The 17466-nt window shown below is 35.9% G+C and carries 13 protein-coding genes; 6 read left to right on the top strand and 7 right to left on the bottom strand.

Annotation, left to right across the window (positions count from 1 at the left end; translation table 11 throughout):
• The first annotated feature begins 261 nt into the window (after positions 1–261).
• On the top strand, positions 262–3213 hold the full coding sequence (locus HNP25_RS04620) for a M16 family metallopeptidase (RefSeq protein ID WP_184130990.1): 2952 nt from the start codon (positions 262–264) through the stop codon (positions 3211–3213).
• Positions 3214–3313: 100 nt separating this feature from the next.
• A complete protein-coding gene (locus tag HNP25_RS04625) occupies positions 3314–3667 on the top strand; it encodes a YraN family protein (protein ID WP_184130993.1) in 354 nt (117 codons plus the stop codon).
• Between the two features lie 8 nt (positions 3668–3675).
• On the opposite strand, the gene HNP25_RS04630 is transcribed toward HNP25_RS04625, so the two are convergent.
• Positions 3676–4164 (bottom strand): GAF domain-containing protein, encoded by a 489-nt coding sequence (locus HNP25_RS04630; protein WP_184130996.1) that lies wholly within the window; start codon positions 4162–4164, stop codon positions 3676–3678.
• A gap of 3 nt (positions 4165–4167) precedes the next feature.
• Positions 4168–4662: a hypothetical protein gene (locus HNP25_RS04635; protein WP_184130999.1), complete on the bottom strand. Its 495-nt coding sequence runs from the start codon at positions 4660–4662 to the stop codon at positions 4168–4170.
• A 212-nt stretch (positions 4663–4874) separates the two neighbouring features.
• Between HNP25_RS04635 and HNP25_RS04640 the strand changes: the two genes are divergently transcribed.
• Positions 4875–5330 carry a sterol desaturase family protein gene (locus tag HNP25_RS04640; protein ID WP_184131002.1) on the top strand — a complete coding sequence of 152 codons (456 nt, stop codon included), beginning with the start codon at positions 4875–4877 and terminating at the stop codon, positions 5328–5330.
• Here HNP25_RS04640 and HNP25_RS04645 read toward each other — a convergent pair.
• From HNP25_RS04645 to lpdA, 4 genes are all read right to left on the bottom strand, one after another.
• Entirely contained in the window at positions 5327–6049 is a 723-nt protein-coding gene (locus tag HNP25_RS04645) for a 3'-5' exonuclease (protein WP_184131005.1), read from the bottom strand. The genes HNP25_RS04640 and HNP25_RS04645 overlap by 4 nt on opposite strands.
• Before the next feature lie 325 nt (positions 6050–6374).
• The gene (locus HNP25_RS04650) at positions 6375–6782 is read right to left on the bottom strand and encodes a hypothetical protein (RefSeq protein ID WP_184131008.1); all 408 of its coding nucleotides are present in this window, start codon (positions 6780–6782) and stop codon (positions 6375–6377) included.
• A 93-nt stretch (positions 6783–6875) separates the two neighbouring features.
• Positions 6876–7592 (bottom strand): lipoyl(octanoyl) transferase LipB, encoded by a 717-nt coding sequence (lipB, locus tag HNP25_RS04655; protein WP_184131011.1) that lies wholly within the window; start codon positions 7590–7592, stop codon positions 6876–6878.
• A 217-nt stretch (positions 7593–7809) separates the two neighbouring features.
• Complete coding sequence (gene lpdA / locus HNP25_RS04660) at positions 7810–9204, bottom strand: dihydrolipoyl dehydrogenase (RefSeq protein WP_184131014.1); 1395 nt, start codon at positions 9202–9204, stop codon at positions 7810–7812.
• A 338-nt stretch (positions 9205–9542) separates the two neighbouring features.
• Here lpdA and prfB point away from each other — a divergent pair.
• A protein-coding gene (prfB, locus tag HNP25_RS04665; RefSeq protein ID WP_184131016.1) for a peptide chain release factor 2 occupies positions 9543–10617 on the top strand; the annotation gives its coding sequence in 2 pieces (ribosomal slippage) (positions 9543–9602 and positions 9604–10617; 1074 coding nt in all).
• Positions 10618–10831: 214 nt separating this feature from the next.
• Here the strand turns inward: prfB and HNP25_RS21670 are convergent.
• Entirely contained in the window at positions 10832–11002 is a 171-nt protein-coding gene (locus HNP25_RS21670) for a hypothetical protein (RefSeq protein ID WP_221432399.1), read from the bottom strand.
• Positions 11003–11296: 294 nt separating this feature from the next.
• On the opposite strand from HNP25_RS21670, the gene HNP25_RS04670 reads away from it, so the two are divergent.
• Positions 11297–14521, top strand: a complete 3225-nt coding sequence (locus HNP25_RS04670) for a TonB-dependent receptor (RefSeq protein ID WP_184131019.1) — start codon at positions 11297–11299, stop codon at positions 14519–14521.
• Between the two features lie 253 nt (positions 14522–14774).
• Positions 14775–17240, top strand: coding sequence for a bifunctional YncE family protein/alkaline phosphatase family protein (locus HNP25_RS04675; RefSeq protein ID WP_184131022.1), 2466 nt, complete (start codon positions 14775–14777; stop codon positions 17238–17240).
• Positions 17241–17466: the final 226 nt, after the last annotated feature.

Here is a 17466-nt window from a genome sequence, read left to right on the forward strand (position 1 = left end):
AATGTTTACGTAAGTGAAGTACGGCAAATTATACAAAAAGGTACTGATTTCTTGTAAAAAACTTTTTTAGCATATAATTGAATAAAAGCATTTTACGAATCATCATTTAATCTTTGTGCAACTTTTGAAGCAAAAACACCATCTTTGAAAATAACGCTCAAAACATTCAACTAACAATACCGTTTATCAAAAAACAATAGTTACTTTGTCAGTAAATCTATTAATTGTTTCTTTTTCTAAAATTCAACCAACCTACTTCGCATGAAAAACCTTAGGTTATCTCTGCTGGGAGTCGTGTTATCGCTACTTCTAAACACGCTAGCATTTGCTCAAAAAACTTTTGATTGGAAAACAGCCTCTTCTGCTGGCTATACTTACAAATATGTAAGTAACGACCCAATGAAAGCTCGTTTTTACACATTACCTAACGGATTGACTGTAATCCTTAGCGAAAACCACAAAGAACCACGTATCGCTGCTTTGATTCCTACTCGTGCTGGCTCTAATACCGACCCAAGAACTAATACTGGTCTTGCCCATTATTTAGAACACATGTTGTTCAAAGGAACTGACAAATTTGGTTCGCTTGATTGGTCAAAAGAAAAACCATTACTTGACCAAGTTGATGCTCTTTACGAAAAGTACAATAAAACAACAGATTCATCACAACGTAAAGCTATTTACAAGGAAATCGACCGAGTATCTGGAGAAGCTGCCAAATTTGCTATCGCTAATGAGTACGATAAAATGATGGCTTCGATGGGTGGACAAGGCACGAATGCTTTTACTTCTTATGAACAAACAGTTTATACAGAAGACATTCCCGCTAACGCCATCGACCGCTTTTTGAAATTACAAGGCGAACGTTTCCGCAACCCAATTCTTCGTATTTTCCACACAGAATTAGAAGCAGTTTACGAAGAAAAAAATCGTAGTTTAGATAACGATGGCTGGAAAGTTTATGAAGCTCGTAACGCTGCATTGTTCCCAACACATAATTACGGACAACAAACAACTATTGGAACGATTGAACACTTGAAAAACCCTTCTTTGGTTGAAATCCGCAATTACTTCAAAAAATACTATGTGCCAAACAACATGGCAATCATCATGGTGGGCGATTTCAATTCTGATGTTTTAATCAAAAAAATTGAAGCTTCTTTCAAATACATGGTTGCAAAACCAGTGCAAGAATACAAGTCAGCACCAGAAGCACCAATTACTGCCCCATTGGTTCGTGAAGTATTTGGTCCTACTCCAGATGCCCTTACCATTGCTTGGCGTTGGTCTGGTTCTTTAAATGCTAAAGAGAAAATCATTGGTACAATTGTAGATGAATTGATGTCGAATTCAAAAGCTGGTTTAATTGACTTAAACTTAGTGAAAGCTCAAAAAGTATTAAGAGCAAGCTGTAGCCCAGAATGGAACAAAGATTATGCCGTTTGGCAAATGACTGGTTCACCTAAAAAAGACCAAAGTCTTGATGAAGTAAAAGCATTATTGTTAGGCGAATTAGATAAATTGAAATCTGGAACTTTTGATGAATCTATCATCAAAGCGATTGCAGCCAATTATAAAATGAATGCCATTCAAGGTTTAGAAAACAATTCTTCTCGTGCTTATAGCTTGCTTGAAAGTTTTGTAGCCGATAAAGCTAATAATTGGACTGATTATGTGGCTATCAACGATGCTTTGGGCAAAGTAACAAAACAAGATGTAATGGATTTCGCTAAAAAATACTGTGGCGATGGCTACGTAATTGTTTACAAACGCAAAGGAACAGACACTAATATTACTAAAGTTGATAAGCCAGCCATTACGCCAGTAGAAGTAAACCGTGAAGCACAGTCTGAATTTTTGAAAGATGTAAACACAACGGCGATGTCGAACATCGAACCAAAATGGTTGGATTTTAATAAAGATATTAAAAAAGGTAAAGTTGGGACTTTAGAAGCGTTGACTGTTAAAAATACAGATAACGACCTTTTCCGTTTAAGCTACCGTTTTGATATGGGTTCTTGGAATAGCAAAGTATTGCCAATTGCCTTACAATATTTACAGTTTGTAGGTACTGATAAAATGAACGCTGAACAAATCAGTACTGCATTTTATCGTTTAGCGAGTAATTTCAATACTTCATATACCGACCACCACATTACTTTAGCGATGTCGGGCTTGAACGAAAATTTTGCTAAAACAGTAAGTCTTTTTGAAGATTTATTAACTAAATGCAAGAAAGACGATGCCGCTTTAGAATTACTAAAAGGTAGATTGTTAAAGCAAAGAAGCGATGCTAAATTAAATAAAGGAGCAATTTTACAAGGTTTGGCTACTTACGCATCTTATGGTGCTAAAAATCCAAGAAATACTTTACAGTTCACAGATGCTGAATTGAAAGCCTTGAAGTCAGAGGATTTAATCAGTTTCTTGCACGATTTATTCTCGTACAAACATGCTGTAGTTTATTATGGACCAAAATCTGTTGAAGAGTTAGCGGTAGCATTGAAAGGCGTTCACCAAATCAATACTACTTTCAAAGCTGATTTACCTCTAATAGCAGATTTCAAAATGGAATCGCCAACTAAACCAGCAGTATTATTTACAGATTATGACATGGTTCAGGCTGAAATCAACTGGGTGCGTCCAACAATTCCGTTTAGTCCATCAGAAACTCCAATTGTAGAATTATACAATAATTACTTCGGTGGTGGTATGTCGTCAATTGTATTCCAAACCATTCGTGAGTCTAAGGCTTTGGCATATTCTACTTATGCTTTTTACCAAACACCAAATACCAAAGATGAGAAGTATCGTATGATTGCTTACATCGGTACACAAGCAGATAAAATTCATGAATCAATTGCTGGAATGGATGAATTATTGAACGAATTTCCTTCGTCTGAAAAGAATTTGGAAACTGCTATCGCAAGCATGAAAAAGAATTATCAGACAGAAAGAATTACGCAAGACAACATCATTTATACTTATCTGAATGGTCTTGACAAAGGCGTAAAAACAGATGAGCGTCAGGCGATTTATCAGGCTTTGGATAAACTAACTTTGGCCGATTTGAAGAAATTCCAAGATACTTTATTGGCTAAAAAACCATATTCGATGTGCATTGTTGCTTCTGAGAAAAAAGTAAACTTAGAAGATTTGAAAAAATACGGAGAAGTAAAGAAATTGACTTTGGAAGACGTGTTTGGATATTAATTTAGCTATCAGTCTTCGGTTATCGGTCATCAGTTTTCAGGTATCAAAAATGATATCCGAAAGCTGATGACTGATAGCCGAAACCCTATACCGAAAAACAATGGCAGAACACCTTGAAACAGGCAAAAAAGCCGAAGACATCGCAGCCAATTTTCTCATTGAAAAAGGCTACAAAATCCTACACAGAAATTATCGCTATGGTCGAGCAGAAATTGACTTGATTGTACGCAAAGGAATCTTCCTAGTATTCGTTGAAGTAAAATCACTTACCAACACAAAATTCGGAATGCCCGAAATTGGTGTGAATAAACACAAAGTAGCGATGGTAACCAAAGCCGCCGACTTTTATGTGTTTAAAAACAATTGGCATCAACAAATTCGCTTTGATATTGTAGCTGTAATTTTCAAGAACGACACTGTTGAAGTATCACATTTTGAAGATGCTTTTTATTGATTGAAAATCTATACTACCATTGCTTCAATCAATTGAATGATTTGCGATAAACCTGCGGCATCTACTTCCGAAAAATCGTTTAGCTCGTCAGAATCCATATCAAGTACTAAAAATACTTCTCCATTTTTATCCTTCGCAGGTAAAACGATTTCAGATTTTGAAGCAGAAGAACAAGCAATATGTCCAGGGAAAGCCTCAACATCTGGCACAATCACAATTTCCTTGGTAGTATAAGCATGTCCGCAAACACCTTTATTGAAGTGGATACGAGTACAAGCGATTGGCCCTTGGAAAGGCCCTAACACCAATTGGTTTTCTTTTTTAAGATAAAATCCAACCCAAAAGAAATTAAAAGCTTCTTTTAAAGCGGCTGAAATATTAGCAAGATTTGCCGTCAAATCGCTTTCACCAGCAACAAGTGCTTTGATTTGTGGCAATAAACTTTCATAAATTTCTTGACGGTTCGTCGTTGATGGAAGATATAAACTTTCAGACATATTTTAGACAGTAGTATTTTGGAAGTAACGTTTCATCCAGCTTTGGGCTGCACTTACTTGCCAAGTATTTTTAAAATCGCCAATATTAGCAACTAGATTGTTGAAAATTAAGGTTTCAGGATGAATAATTCCTTCCGCTACCATTGCTTTGATTTTCAACATTTCTACACTTTGAATAGCATCTTCATGAATAAAAGCGATAGAACGGTCGAAGAAATTAAGATTCATTTCGGCACCAAGTTCTTTTAACCAACGAGTAGAAGCATCAATTGAACAGCCAGAAGCTTGATTCTGTACTTCATCCACCGCTACAACGATAAAGCGATTATGAAATATTTTCACAGAACCTACCAATGGCACACCATGTGCCGCCCATTGATTTACTTGTGCTTCAAGGGTTTCTTGCACATAAATAAATTCAGCATCGCTTAAATTTTTATCGGTTTGATATACCCAAACACGGGCATAATCTGGCATTTTTTCAAAAGGAATAAACATAGTTTTTGTGTTTTCTTTTTCACTAAACAGATAATGGATTTTAAGTAAAATCAGTTCCTAAATAGTCGGAATCGATTGAGTGAAAACAAGCATTGAAGCCCATTTGTCAGAAATCCCATCTCAAATAAGACACAATGCAAACAAAAATCTCGTACTTTTGGTTAAGTCTATAATTGATTGGACACTGAATTCATCCCATAAACTTAATCAAAATGCTTATCAGAGTTGCTTTATTATTCGGTACTTTTTTATTGATGGAAGGAACGGCTTGGTTTACACACAAGTACATCATGCACGGTTTTATGTGGCGTTGGCATCGTTCGCACCATGTGCATCATAATGAAGTATTAGAAAAAAATGATTTGTTTGCTTTGGTTTTCTCTACGGTTTCAATCGCAACAATTGCTTTGGGGAATTTCAATCCAGACTTTTGGTACTTATTTTGGATTGGCTTAGGCGTTACGATGTATGGAATTTTCTACTTTATTTTCCATGATGTGATTGTTCACCGCAGAATCAAAATCAAATTTGTGGCAAAACATCCTTACATGAAACGTATCATGAAAGCACATTATGTTCATCACAAAGTACATGAGCGTGAAGGTGCAGAGGCTTTTGGTTTTTTGTATGCACCAAAAAAGTACGATGACACAAAAGTGAAATCTTAAATTCTTTCGATATTTTCTTCCTTCACCAAATCCATATTTTGGTACTTCAAAAATACTTGTGCCAAAACAATAATGTCTTCACGACAATAGGAAGCAATTTTTGGCAAATCGTTTTCTTTGTGATAAGTAAAATTTACTTTATCGCCACTGAGTTCCCCTTTACTACTTGGAATATCAAAAATACAAGCCAATAAATCCAGCGAAATGTAGTGTTTTTTATCGCCAAATTTCCACATTTCTAAAGTATCAAAGTGTTGAATTTCCCAAGGTTTTTTGCCAGCAATCTGCAAAGCCCTTGGAATTTCGACGCTATTTACCAACATTCTTCTGCACAAATAGGGATAATCAAATTCTTTTCCATTGTGGGCACAAAATGCCAAATCAGCTTTGTACTTTTTCTCAATAAGATTTTTGAATTCACGCAAAAGTGCTGCCTCGTTGTCTCCGCTGATAGATTTTACTTTCAAACAAATTTCTTGCTCTTCATTCCAATGAAAAAAACCTAAACCAATCGACACAATTTTACCAAATTCAGCATAAATTCCTGCACGGTCAAAGTAAAATTCTTCTTCATTTAATTGATTGGGATTACCTAAAAAACTGGCTTTATGTTGCCACAAAGCTTTCATTCTGTCGGAAAGTAAATTGAAATTACTTTCTCCAGAAACCGTTTCAATGTCGATAAATAATAGGTTTTTAGCAAACTTCTGAAAGTCCATATAAGCTTTGAGTTATGAGCTTTGAGCTGTCAGCAATGAGCTATCAGCCTTGAGCAATGTAGATGTTAATCATTCAGCTGTGAGCAACGAGCTATCAGCTTTGAGTATTTATAATTATCAATTAATGGTATTTTAGCTTTAAAGCCTAAAATCTTATCTTGTCTCTTGCTTCTTGAATCTTTTATCTTAAAATCCTAAAGTCTGAAATTCTCAAAATCAAAAATTCTTACTTCTTGTGTCTTTAATCTTCAAGTCCTAAAGTCCAAAAATGTCTTGCTTCTTGTATCTTGCTTCTTGTATCTTTCATCTTAAAGTCTTCAAAAACCTACTCATGCAAAACACCTTCTAAATTCAATTGATTAATAAGCATCAAATTTTCCTCACGAATTGATTCAGGTACAAAGATAAATTTTTTATCAAAAATCTGATTACCAATATAATAACTCACCCAATATTCATTATTCAAATGAAAAACATCTGGAGTGATGATTTCTACTTTGATAATTTCTCGTGCAGGTACTTCTTTATAAAAATGTCTGAGTTGAGAAGTTTTTGCTTCTTGTCCATCTGGATTAACACCATAACCACGTGAATTCACAAAAACGGTTTCTAAAGGAATGGACAAACGGTTGATTAAATACACGTCCCATTCTACTTCATTGTACTCATTTACTTTTCTGGCAATCGCAATTTTTACGCCTTCAACATTGGGGAATTCTATGTCTTTTTTCATGGGTTAATTTATAAGCTGTCAGCTTTCGGACATCGGATGTCAGCTTCTTTTCATGTATTTATGAGCCGAAAGCTGACATCCGAAATCCGAAAGCTAAATATTCATCGCTTCAATTCCAAAAATATCTTTTAAATGTTTCGCCATGCTATCGGAAACGGCTTGGAAATCTTGGGGTTTGCCTAACTCTTGTTCGATGGAAGTAACAGCTTTGTCGTCTATTCCGCAAGGAACAATGTGTTTGAAATAATTCAAATCTGTATTTACATTCAAGGCAAAACCGTGCATCGTTACCCAGCGACTGGCTTTTACGCCCATTGCACAGATTTTTCTTGGATTTTTCTGTTCGAGATGGTCAATCCAAACGCCTGTTAAACCTTGAATTCTACCAGCATCAATACCAAAATCCGCACAAGTACGAATCACGGCTTCTTCCAAAAAACGCATGTATTTATGAATATCTGTAAAGAAATTCTCTAAATCAAAAATCGGATAACCAACTAATTGACCTTTCCCGTGATAAGTAATATCGCCCCCACGATTGATTTTATAATACTTAGCTTGGTATTTTTCTAAACCATTTTCATCTAATAAAAGATGTTCGGGCTTGCCACTTTTGCCTAAAGTATAAACATGAGGATGTTCACAGAAAAGCAAATAATTGGGCGTTATCTCCTGATTTTCAAGCGATAAATGTTTATTATTTAGTTTTATCGCAACAATTTCAGCATGGAGTTTTTCTTGATAATCCCATGCGGTTTGATAATCTATTAATCCCAGATACTGGAAAATTACATTTTTATTCTGAGTCACTTTCTTCTAATTTATCACTAAGATTAATCAACGCATTTTCTGTAGTTATGGTTTCGCTTGAAAACTTCTTTAAAATTACGCTTTTGTGTAAACAAATGCCCCCTGTAACACGAGTTTTCAACTCGTGCGTGAATAATAACGAGTTGGAAACTCGTGTTACAAAAAAAATCCCTTTTCTAAAAGAAAAGGGATTCGACTATCTATTTATACTTATTTATTACAAATCAACAGCACAACCATAAGCTGCTTCAGTAGCTCCTTTGATAGCTTCTGAGATGGTTGGGTGTGGGTGAATAGAAGTCATGATTTCATGGGCAGTCGTTTCTAATCTACGAGCTACTACTACTTCTGCAATCATTTCAGTTACATTGTAGCCAATCATGTGAGCTCCTAAGAATTCACCATATTTAGCATCAAAAATTACTTTTACAAAGCCATCTCTTGCACCAGCCGCAGTAGCCTTACCAGACGCTACGAATGGGAATTTACCAACTTTGATTTCGTAACCCGCTTCTTTAGCTTTCTTTTCAGTTAAACCTACCGAAGCAATTTCAGGAGTACAATAAGTACAGCCCGGAATGTTTGAATAATCTAAAGGCTCAACTTTATGTCCTGCGATTTTCTCAACACAAATGATACCTTCTGCCGAAGCTACGTGTGCCAAAGCTGGACCAGGCGTAACATCACCGATAGCAAAATAGCCCGGAATGTTAGTTTCATACCATTGATTTACTAAAATTTTACCTTTATCAGTAATGATGCCTACTTCTTCTAAACCTATATTTTCAAGGTTTGAAATTACACCTGCTGCTGATAATACGATGTCTGAATCAATCGTGATATTACCATTTGGTGTTTTTACTGATACTTTACAGCCTTCGCCAGTAGTATCAACTGATTCTACCGAAGAGTTTGTATGAATATCAATACCTAATTTTTTATATTGTTTTGCTAATTCCTTTGAAACGTCTTCGTCTTCAACAGGAACAACGTTTGGTAAAAATTCTACAATCGTTACTTTCGTTCCCATTGCTGCATAAACGTAAGCGAATTCAACACCGATAGCACCAGAACCAATTACAACCATTGATTTAGGTTGTTTTTCTAATGACATTGCTTTACGGTATTCAATTACTTTTACGCCATCAATTGGAATATTTGGTAAAGCTCTTGCTCTTGCACCAGTAGCAATCATAATGTTCTTAGCATCATAAACTGTTACTTTTCCGTCTGCTGCAGTTACTTCAACTTTTTTGTTTTTCAAGGCTTTCCCGTTACCCATGATTACATCAATTTTGTTCTTTTTCATCAAGAATTGAACACCTTTTGACATAGAATCGGCAACACCACGAGAACGCTTAATGACTGCTCCGAAATCGGCATGAGATTCAGAAACCGTGATTCCGTAATCGGCAGCATGTTTGATGTATTCAAATACTTGTGCAGATTTTAGCAATGCCTTTGTAGGAATACAACCCCAGTTAAGACAGATACCACCTAAAGACTCACGCTCCACTATCGCACACTTCAAACCCAATTGCGAAGCACGGATTGCCGCTACATATCCACCAGGACCTGAGCCAATCACGATTAAATCATAAACTTGTGCCATTTAATTTTTATTTTTTAAGGGTAATTTCAAATTTTATGCTACAAAGATAAGGATAAGCGGGGAATTGAAAGGGGCTTAGTAAGAAGTTTTTGAATGAGTGACAAGCCTTTGATAATTACTCCGTTAAGATTCCCTGATCACAACTACCTTTTTTCTCTTTTTATTGCCAACAAAAGATTTTCAAAAAGGGTTACTCTTTGGTAATTAATTTTATAGAAAAAAGCCTTTACATTAAAAAAGCAGAAGGCTTTACTTTTATACTTATCTTTGTTTGTTAAAAACCGAAAGCATTCAATATGTTGGTTGGACTAAAACAACTTAAAACATCAATTTAACGCATGACAAAAGACAGGTTCAATGACCTGAAAGCCAAAGTAGAGGCTTTGAGGGGGTATCTTTGACTACGATAATAAGAAATTCCAGATTGAAGAATTAGAAGTAATTACGCTCGACCCAGAGTTTTGGTCGGATTCTAAAAAAGCAGAATCGACTATGCAAAAGATTAGAGCATTGAAGTTTTGGACAATCGGTTTCGACCAACTCAATACTTTTGTTGGCGACCTTGACACGATTTGGGAGTTTTACGAAATGGGCGAAGCAAGTGAGGATGAAGTAGATGCAGAAGGGGCAAAATTAGAAGAAAAATTAGCTGAACTAGAATTCCGCAAAATGATGTCCGAAGAAGGCGATAGTATGTCGGCAGTACTTGAAATCAATGCGGGTGCTGGCGGAACGGAATCGCAAGACTGGGCAAGTATGCTCATGCGGATGTACATTATGTGGGCAGAAAAAAACGGTTTCAAAGTAAAAGAAGCCGACCACAACGATGGCGATGTAGCGGGTATCAAATCTGTTACCTTAGAAATCGACGGAGAATTTGCCTACGGAAATCTAAAATCTGAAAATGGCGTACATCGTTTGGTAAGAATTTCACCTTTTGATTCAAACGCTCGTCGTCATACTTCATTCGCTTCGGTATATGTATATCCCTTGGCAGATGATACCATCGAAATAGAAGTAAACCCAGCCGATATTGATTGGGATACTTTCCGTTCGGGTGGTGCTGGTGGACAAAACGTAAACAAGGTAGAAACAGCGGTTCGTTTAACCCACAGACCTTCGGGAATTATCATTGCTTGTCAGCAAGAACGCTCGCAATTGATGAATAAAGAAGTTGCTTTACGACTTTTGAAATCGAAATTGTATCAAATCGAAATTGATAAACGTAATGCTGCCAGAGCAGAAGTAGAAGCCGGTAAAAAGAAAATTGAGTGGGGTTCACAAATCAGAAGTTATGTGTTGGATGATAGACGAGTGAAAGACCACCGAACGAATTATCAAACGTCTAATACTGATGCCGTGCTAAATGGTGAAATTAATGAGTTTATTAAGGCTTATTTGATGGAAGCTTAGTTAGATAAAAGAGACAAGATATTAAAAACAAGATTTTGAATTTCTTGACTATCTCATCATAGCGACAGTTCTTGAGCTTACTGAAGGATTTTGGACTTGAAGACTTTAGGATTTTTTTGCTTTCTATAGAAAATCAAGATTAAAAATTAGACTATAAGTAGCGGTAACCCTTGCGGTTACCGTTTTTTGTTTACACCTCTGTTTATCCTAATTTTCATCTAAAAACATCACGAATCATTCTCAAAGTATCTATCGACATACTTTTCTGCGGTATTTTGCGGTATTTAGTATCGCTCGACATACTTGAAGTATGTATTGAGATATTTTTTTGCGGTATTTTGCGGTAAAAAGTATCTCGTGATATACTTAAAGTATCTATCGACATACTTTAAGTATCTTTTTTGCTTCAAAAACCGAAGAAAACCGCAAAACCAACACAAAATTCAATGCCTTCAATTAATTGGGAACACTTCTTTAAAAATCCTCCTCCTCAAAGAATATGCTAATCAAATAATAATAAACAATTATCAAAACTGCTACGCTTGCCTACTCATATGAAGCTAGCATTATGCCCATTTTAACTTTTGGGCTGGTTATAATTTGGTAATATTTAAAACCGTTTATCGCCAAATACTGAAGATAATTTTGTGTTTAACAATTCACTTAATCCATCTTCAACATGCAAATCCTTACTCTTTACTCCTCAAAAAAGAGTTATTTCAAAAAGCTCTTTTTACTATTTTTCATTACTCTTTTGGGTAATATGTCTTTCGGACAAGGTACTGATGCTACCATTTCTGGAAAAGTATTAGACGAAAAAGGCGAAGTTGTGCCTGGAGTAACTATTCGTGTTAGAAACGAATCAACAGGTTTCCAGACGGGTACAGTAACCAATGAAAAAGGCGAATATTACTTACAACAACTTCCTTTAGGAAGACCCTATTCAATTTCGTTCTCGTTTGTAGGTTATCAAAGCCAAAAACTTTCAAATTATGCCTTGAACCAAGGTGATAAATTGAAGATTGATACTAAGCTTGTTCAGGGAAGTACACAATTATCAGAAGTGACAGTGAGTGCTAATTCATTTATCAACAAAGAAACTGAGCGTGCTGGTGCTGCCATTGCGGTTACTTCTCTACAAATGAAACAGTTACCAATGGAAGGCAGAAACTTTTCGGCTTTAACTGCCCTTTCTCCCTTACAAGGTAAAAATGGTAGTTTTAGCGGTCAGCGTACTTCATCTACCAACGTAACAATGGATGGAGTAAACGCACGTAGTATGTACACCAACGGTACTGTTGGAAATGGTCCTTATACTATTTCGCAAGAAGCTATTCGTGAATTTCAGGTTTCTACCAACAATTATGATGTTACGCAAGGTCGCCAAGGTGGGGGTTCTGTTAATGCAGTAACCAAAAACGGTACAAATACGATGGAAGGTTCAGCCTTTTTCTATCAACGTGCTAGTCAGGCTTCGTTATTTGGCAACAAATTATTTCCATTAAATAGCGAGTATAATGCCAACGGAACACCAAGAACCACTAATATCGACCAAAAGCAATATGGTTTCTCGTTGGGTGGTGCTTTAATTAAAGATAAACTTCATTACTTCGTTGCTTTTGACCGCCAGAATGAAACAATTCCTTTCCAAATTGCACCTGTTGACAATGCTTTACAAGAGCAAAACTTCGGAATTACTAAAGCTAATTTAGATCAGTTAATTGCCGTTGCCAGAGAAAAGTATGGTATGAAAAACACACAACAATATGGAGATTTTTCGAGAGAAACGGTTGCGAATGCTATTTTTGCCCGTTTAGATTGGCAGATTAATGAAAAAAATAAATTGACTTTCCGTAATAACTTGACTACTTGGAACAGTCCAATGTCAACAAGTGATAACTCTAACATCAATTTATTAGAAAGCTGGATTGGCTTTAAATCTACAGAAAACAGTTCGTTACTTTCTTTACGTTCTGATTTAGCACCAGATTTAACCAACGAATTGAAACTCCAATTTCAAACAGTTTCTCGTAATTACATCGTGAGTCCAGATTTACCTGCTGAAAACATTCCTAGAGCTATTATTACAGTAAGGTCGGTAATTCCTACAGAAAGTAATCCAAACGCTACACAAACCAGAACGGTACAATTTGGCGGACAAAGATTTGGTACAGAATACGCTAAAGACAAAACCATTCAATTAGCCAACACAACGTATTTGAGAAGAGGAAATTTGAATTTCAAATTTGGAACTGATAATATGTTGACTTTCTTAGATTCTAAAATCGTAAACGAAATGAATGGACGTTTCTTCTTTTCAAGTTTACAAGATTTTATTGACAAAAAGCCAAGCAGATATGCTCGTGAAGTACCTTTGGTGAATCCTGCTGTGAAACAATCTTTGTTAGACTTAGCTCTTTTTGCACAAGTAGAATTTGAACCTTTCAAAAACGTAACGGCAATGGCTGGCTTACGTTATGATGCTACAATTTTCTTTAAACAAGGAGACCCTAACTCAGTTACAGAAAGCAAATTAGGCATTAAAACCAATAATACTTTAGCTGATTATAACAATATTCAACCAAGATTACAATTAACTTGGGATGTGGATGGTCGCCAAAAAGATATTATTAAATTTGGTGGAGGTATTTTCTCGGCTCAACCAGTTTCTTATTTACAGTTGAACAATATTCAAAATTCTGGTACAATTGTAGGATCAATCGACGTTTCGGGTACAGGAGTACCAAGTCCAGATTTTGTGGCTTATCGTAATAATCCTGCTTCTACTCCAGGTATTCCAGCAGGTTCAAGTTATATTTCTACGATTAATGCCGTAAGTAAAGATTTTCAAGTTCCTTCAATTTATAAAATCAACCTCTCTTACAACCGTTTCTTCAATGCAAGATTCCGTGCTGGTATCAACTTATTATGGTCTAAAACAGTAAACAACTACGTTTATTACGACAGAAACATTGTTGATCAACCATACTTTAGATTGAGTAACGAAGCGAATCGTGGTGTATATGTTCCTGCCAATACTATTCCAGCAAATGGTTCTACAGACTGGACAAAAGGTAGAAAATCAACTGAATTAGGAAGAGTATTAGAATTAGAATCTTCTGGAAAGTTAGACCAAATTGCGGTAGTAATTGATGCAAGTATGAAAATTGGTAAAGATGGTTACTTTACCATTAGCTATACTAAAAACGATACCAAAGATAATAGTTCGTTCAACTGCTGTGTAGCCAATACTTCAACTTTCAGACCAGTTGTTGATGACCCACGTGACCAAACAGTTTCTTATTCTGACGACCAATTCTCTGATAAATTAGTCGTTTCAGCGGCTACTCCAACAGTAAAAGGTTTTCAGTTAGGTGCAATTTTTAATGGCGTTGGCGGTACTCGTTACTCTTTCTTAGTAGGTGGAAACAAAAGCATTAATGGTGACTTTGTATTAACAAACGATTTAGCCTATGTTTTTGACCCGAATGGTGCTAATGTTCCAGAAGCTATCAAAAAAGGGATTCAAGGTTTGTTGGATAACCCAGACGTAACTGAAAGCGTAAAAACTTATATCCGTGAAAATATCGGTAAAGTAGCACAACGAAATGGTGGCGTAAATCCATTTTATTATACCGTAGATTTACGTTTGACGAAAGATTTTAGATTCTTGAACAAACACAACATTTCTCTTTCTGCTGATTGCTTCAATTTTATGAATTTGTTAAATAAAGATTTAGGCGTAAGTTATAACCACGGAAATGTTAACTTAGTCTCAATGACGGGTTTCGACCAAGCTACTAAAAATTATGCTTATAATGTAGAAACTGGAGCAGGAAGAAAATTATCAACCGCTGGTGGTACTCCTTGGAGAATCCAATTAGGTTTAAGATATTCATTCTAAGAAATCTCTTTATTCATAGATATTAGTAAATAGTGATTGGTGATTAGCATTTCAAGATTCTAACTATCAGATAATTACAAAAAAAAATGTCAATAAAATTGTAAATATCACTTACTATCCTTTCAAAAAACGGTTACTTATGTAGCCGTTTTTTGTCATTTAATAAATTTACGTTTCACAATACAAATTCCTAAAATATAGTCCCTCAAAGTCTCATATTTCCACATAAATTCTGAACAAACCATTTCAACAAATGAAACATGTAAGTTTTTTCATCGGCATAGTTTTATGCTTTTGGGCTTGTAATCAAAAACAAACGCTCAATCAAAATCACAAAGACCCAGTACTTGAAAGTCTGGTTGCTAAAAGAGTAACGCTTCCAAATGGTTGGTCGTTAACGCCCGTAGGCAAAAGTATCCAGTTAAATGATTTACCTTTAAATTTAGTGGTTTCGCCTTCGCAAAAGTTATTGGCAGTTACTAACAACGGACAAAGTACTCAGAGCATTACGTTGATTGATGCTGCTACCGAAAAAGTATTGGATGATGTTATCATCAAAAAATCTTGGGTAGGTTTAGCGTTTAGTCAAGATGAAAAATACTTGTATGCTTCTGGTGGAAACGATAACGTAGTGGTGATTTATAAAATAGAAAACCAAAAACTGATTCAAGACGGAGAAATTACTTTAGGAGAAGCTTTTCCAAAAGCTAAAATTTCACCTGCTGGCATTTGTGTGGACGCTAATCGTTTGTATGTAGTTGCTAAAGATTCAAAGTCTTTATTTATCTGTGATTTGGCTACCAGAAAAGTCATCAAAGAAGAAAAACTAAGTGCCGAACCTTATACTTGTATGTTAGCACCCAACAGTAATGAATTGTACATTCCGCTTTGGGGAGGGGCAAAAGTAGTGGTTTATGACCCGAAGCAAGGGAAAATCACGGCAGAAATAGCTACAAACAGTCATCCGAACGATATGGTTTTTACAAAAGATGGAAAGTATTTATTCGTACCTAATGGAAATGATAATACTGTTTCGGTGATTGAAACTTCCACCAAAAGATTGATTGAACATATTTCCGCTTCTTTATATCCAAATGCACCCATTGGCTCAACACCCAATGCTGTGGCACTTTCGCCAGACGAAAATACACTTTATATCGCCAATGCTGACAATAACTGTTTAGCCCTTTTTGATATTACTCAAAAAGGAAAAAGTTTGTCGAAAGGTTTTATTCCAACAGGCTGGTATCCAACCGCAGTAAAAACCATCGGAGATAAAATTTATGTAACCAATGGTAAAGGCTTTAGTTCAAAACCAAATCCAAAAGGCCCCAATCCATTAGCCAAAAAGAAACCACAAGAAGTAGGTGCAAATCCAGAAGCCAACAAAGAAGTAGTAGAATATATTGGTGGTTTATTGAAAGGAACGATGTCAATCATTGATGTTCCTAATGAGCAAACTTTGGCGAGTTATTCGCAAGTAGTTTTTCAAAATACTCCTTATAGCAAAGCAGTAGAAAAATTAGCAATGGGCGAAAGCGATAATCCAATTCCGATGAAAGTTGGCGGGAAATCGCCTATCAAATATGTATTCTATATTATCAAAGAAAACCGTACTTATGACCAAGTTTTGGGTGATGTAAAAGAAGGAAATGGCGACCCATCGCTTTGTATTTTTCCTGAAAAATTAACGCCTAATCAGCATAAAATTGTAAGAGATTATGTGTTGTTGGATAATTTTTATGTAGATGCTGAGGTTTCTGCCGATGGACATAACTGGTCAACCGCAGCCTATGCCAATGACTATGTAGAGAAAAACTGGGTAACAAGCTATGGTGGAAGAGGCGGTTCTTACGACTATGAAGGTCAGCGAGAAATTGCTTATCCAAAAAATGGTTTCATTTGGGATTTCTGTAAAAGAGCTAATATTCCTTTCAGAACTTATGGAGAATTTGCCGATGGCCCAGAAGGAAATTATGCAGGTGTAAAAGGAAATGTTTGTAGAAATTATAAAGGTTGGGACATGAACTTCAAAGATTCTGACCGTGAAAAACAATGGGAAGCAGATTTCGATTCTTTGTTAGCCATCAATGCTGTTCCTCGTTTTAGTAGTTTAAGAATGGGAAATGACCATACTTCTGGTTCAAGAAAAGGAGCATTTAGTGTAGAAGCAGCCATTGCCGATAACGATTTGGCAGTTGGAAACTTCATAGAACATCTTTCAAAATCTAAAATCTGGAAAGAATCGGTGGTGTTTATTTTAGAAGATGATGCACAAAATGGTTCAGACCACGTTGACGCTCACCGCTCTACGGCTTATGTGGTGAGTCCTTATACCAAAAGAAAATTTGTAGATCATACCATGTACTCTACTTCGGGAATGCTGAGAACGATGGAGTTGATTTTAGGTTTACCACCAATGAGCCAATACGATGCTGGAGCAACGCCAATGTTTAGATGTTTTACCAAAAATATTGATTTAACGCCTTTCAAAGCTTTACCTGCCAATGTTGATATTAACCAAAGAAATCTTGCTATCAACACAGGGAAACGCAAAACCAACTTTGATTTTAGTCACGAAGATGCTGCCCCAGATTTAGCTTTTAATGAAGACATTTGGAAAGTAATGAGAGGAGAAAACAGCAAAATGCCTCCTCCAAAAAGAAGTGCTTTTGTGAAAATTCCAGCGAAAGCAGAAAAGGAAGATGATGATGATTAAATGACTTTGTTAAACATGAATCATTCTGATTTTTAAAATCACAAAAAAGCGGTCGAAAAGCTAATTTCGACCGCTTTTTTATGATTGATGAACAACGAATTCCTACTGTTTGAGCGAAGCGAGTTTAGGAATTCTTGATTTTCTTTTGTTACTTTTCTTTCATCAAGGTGCTGTGTTAAAAACCTATGATTTAAGATTAAATATTTTTTATAAATTGCACTATCAG

Origin of the sequence: Arcicella rosea (assembly GCF_014204325.1) — a bacterium.
Lineage (GTDB): Bacteria > Bacteroidota > Bacteroidia > Cytophagales > Spirosomataceae > Arcicella > Arcicella rosea_A.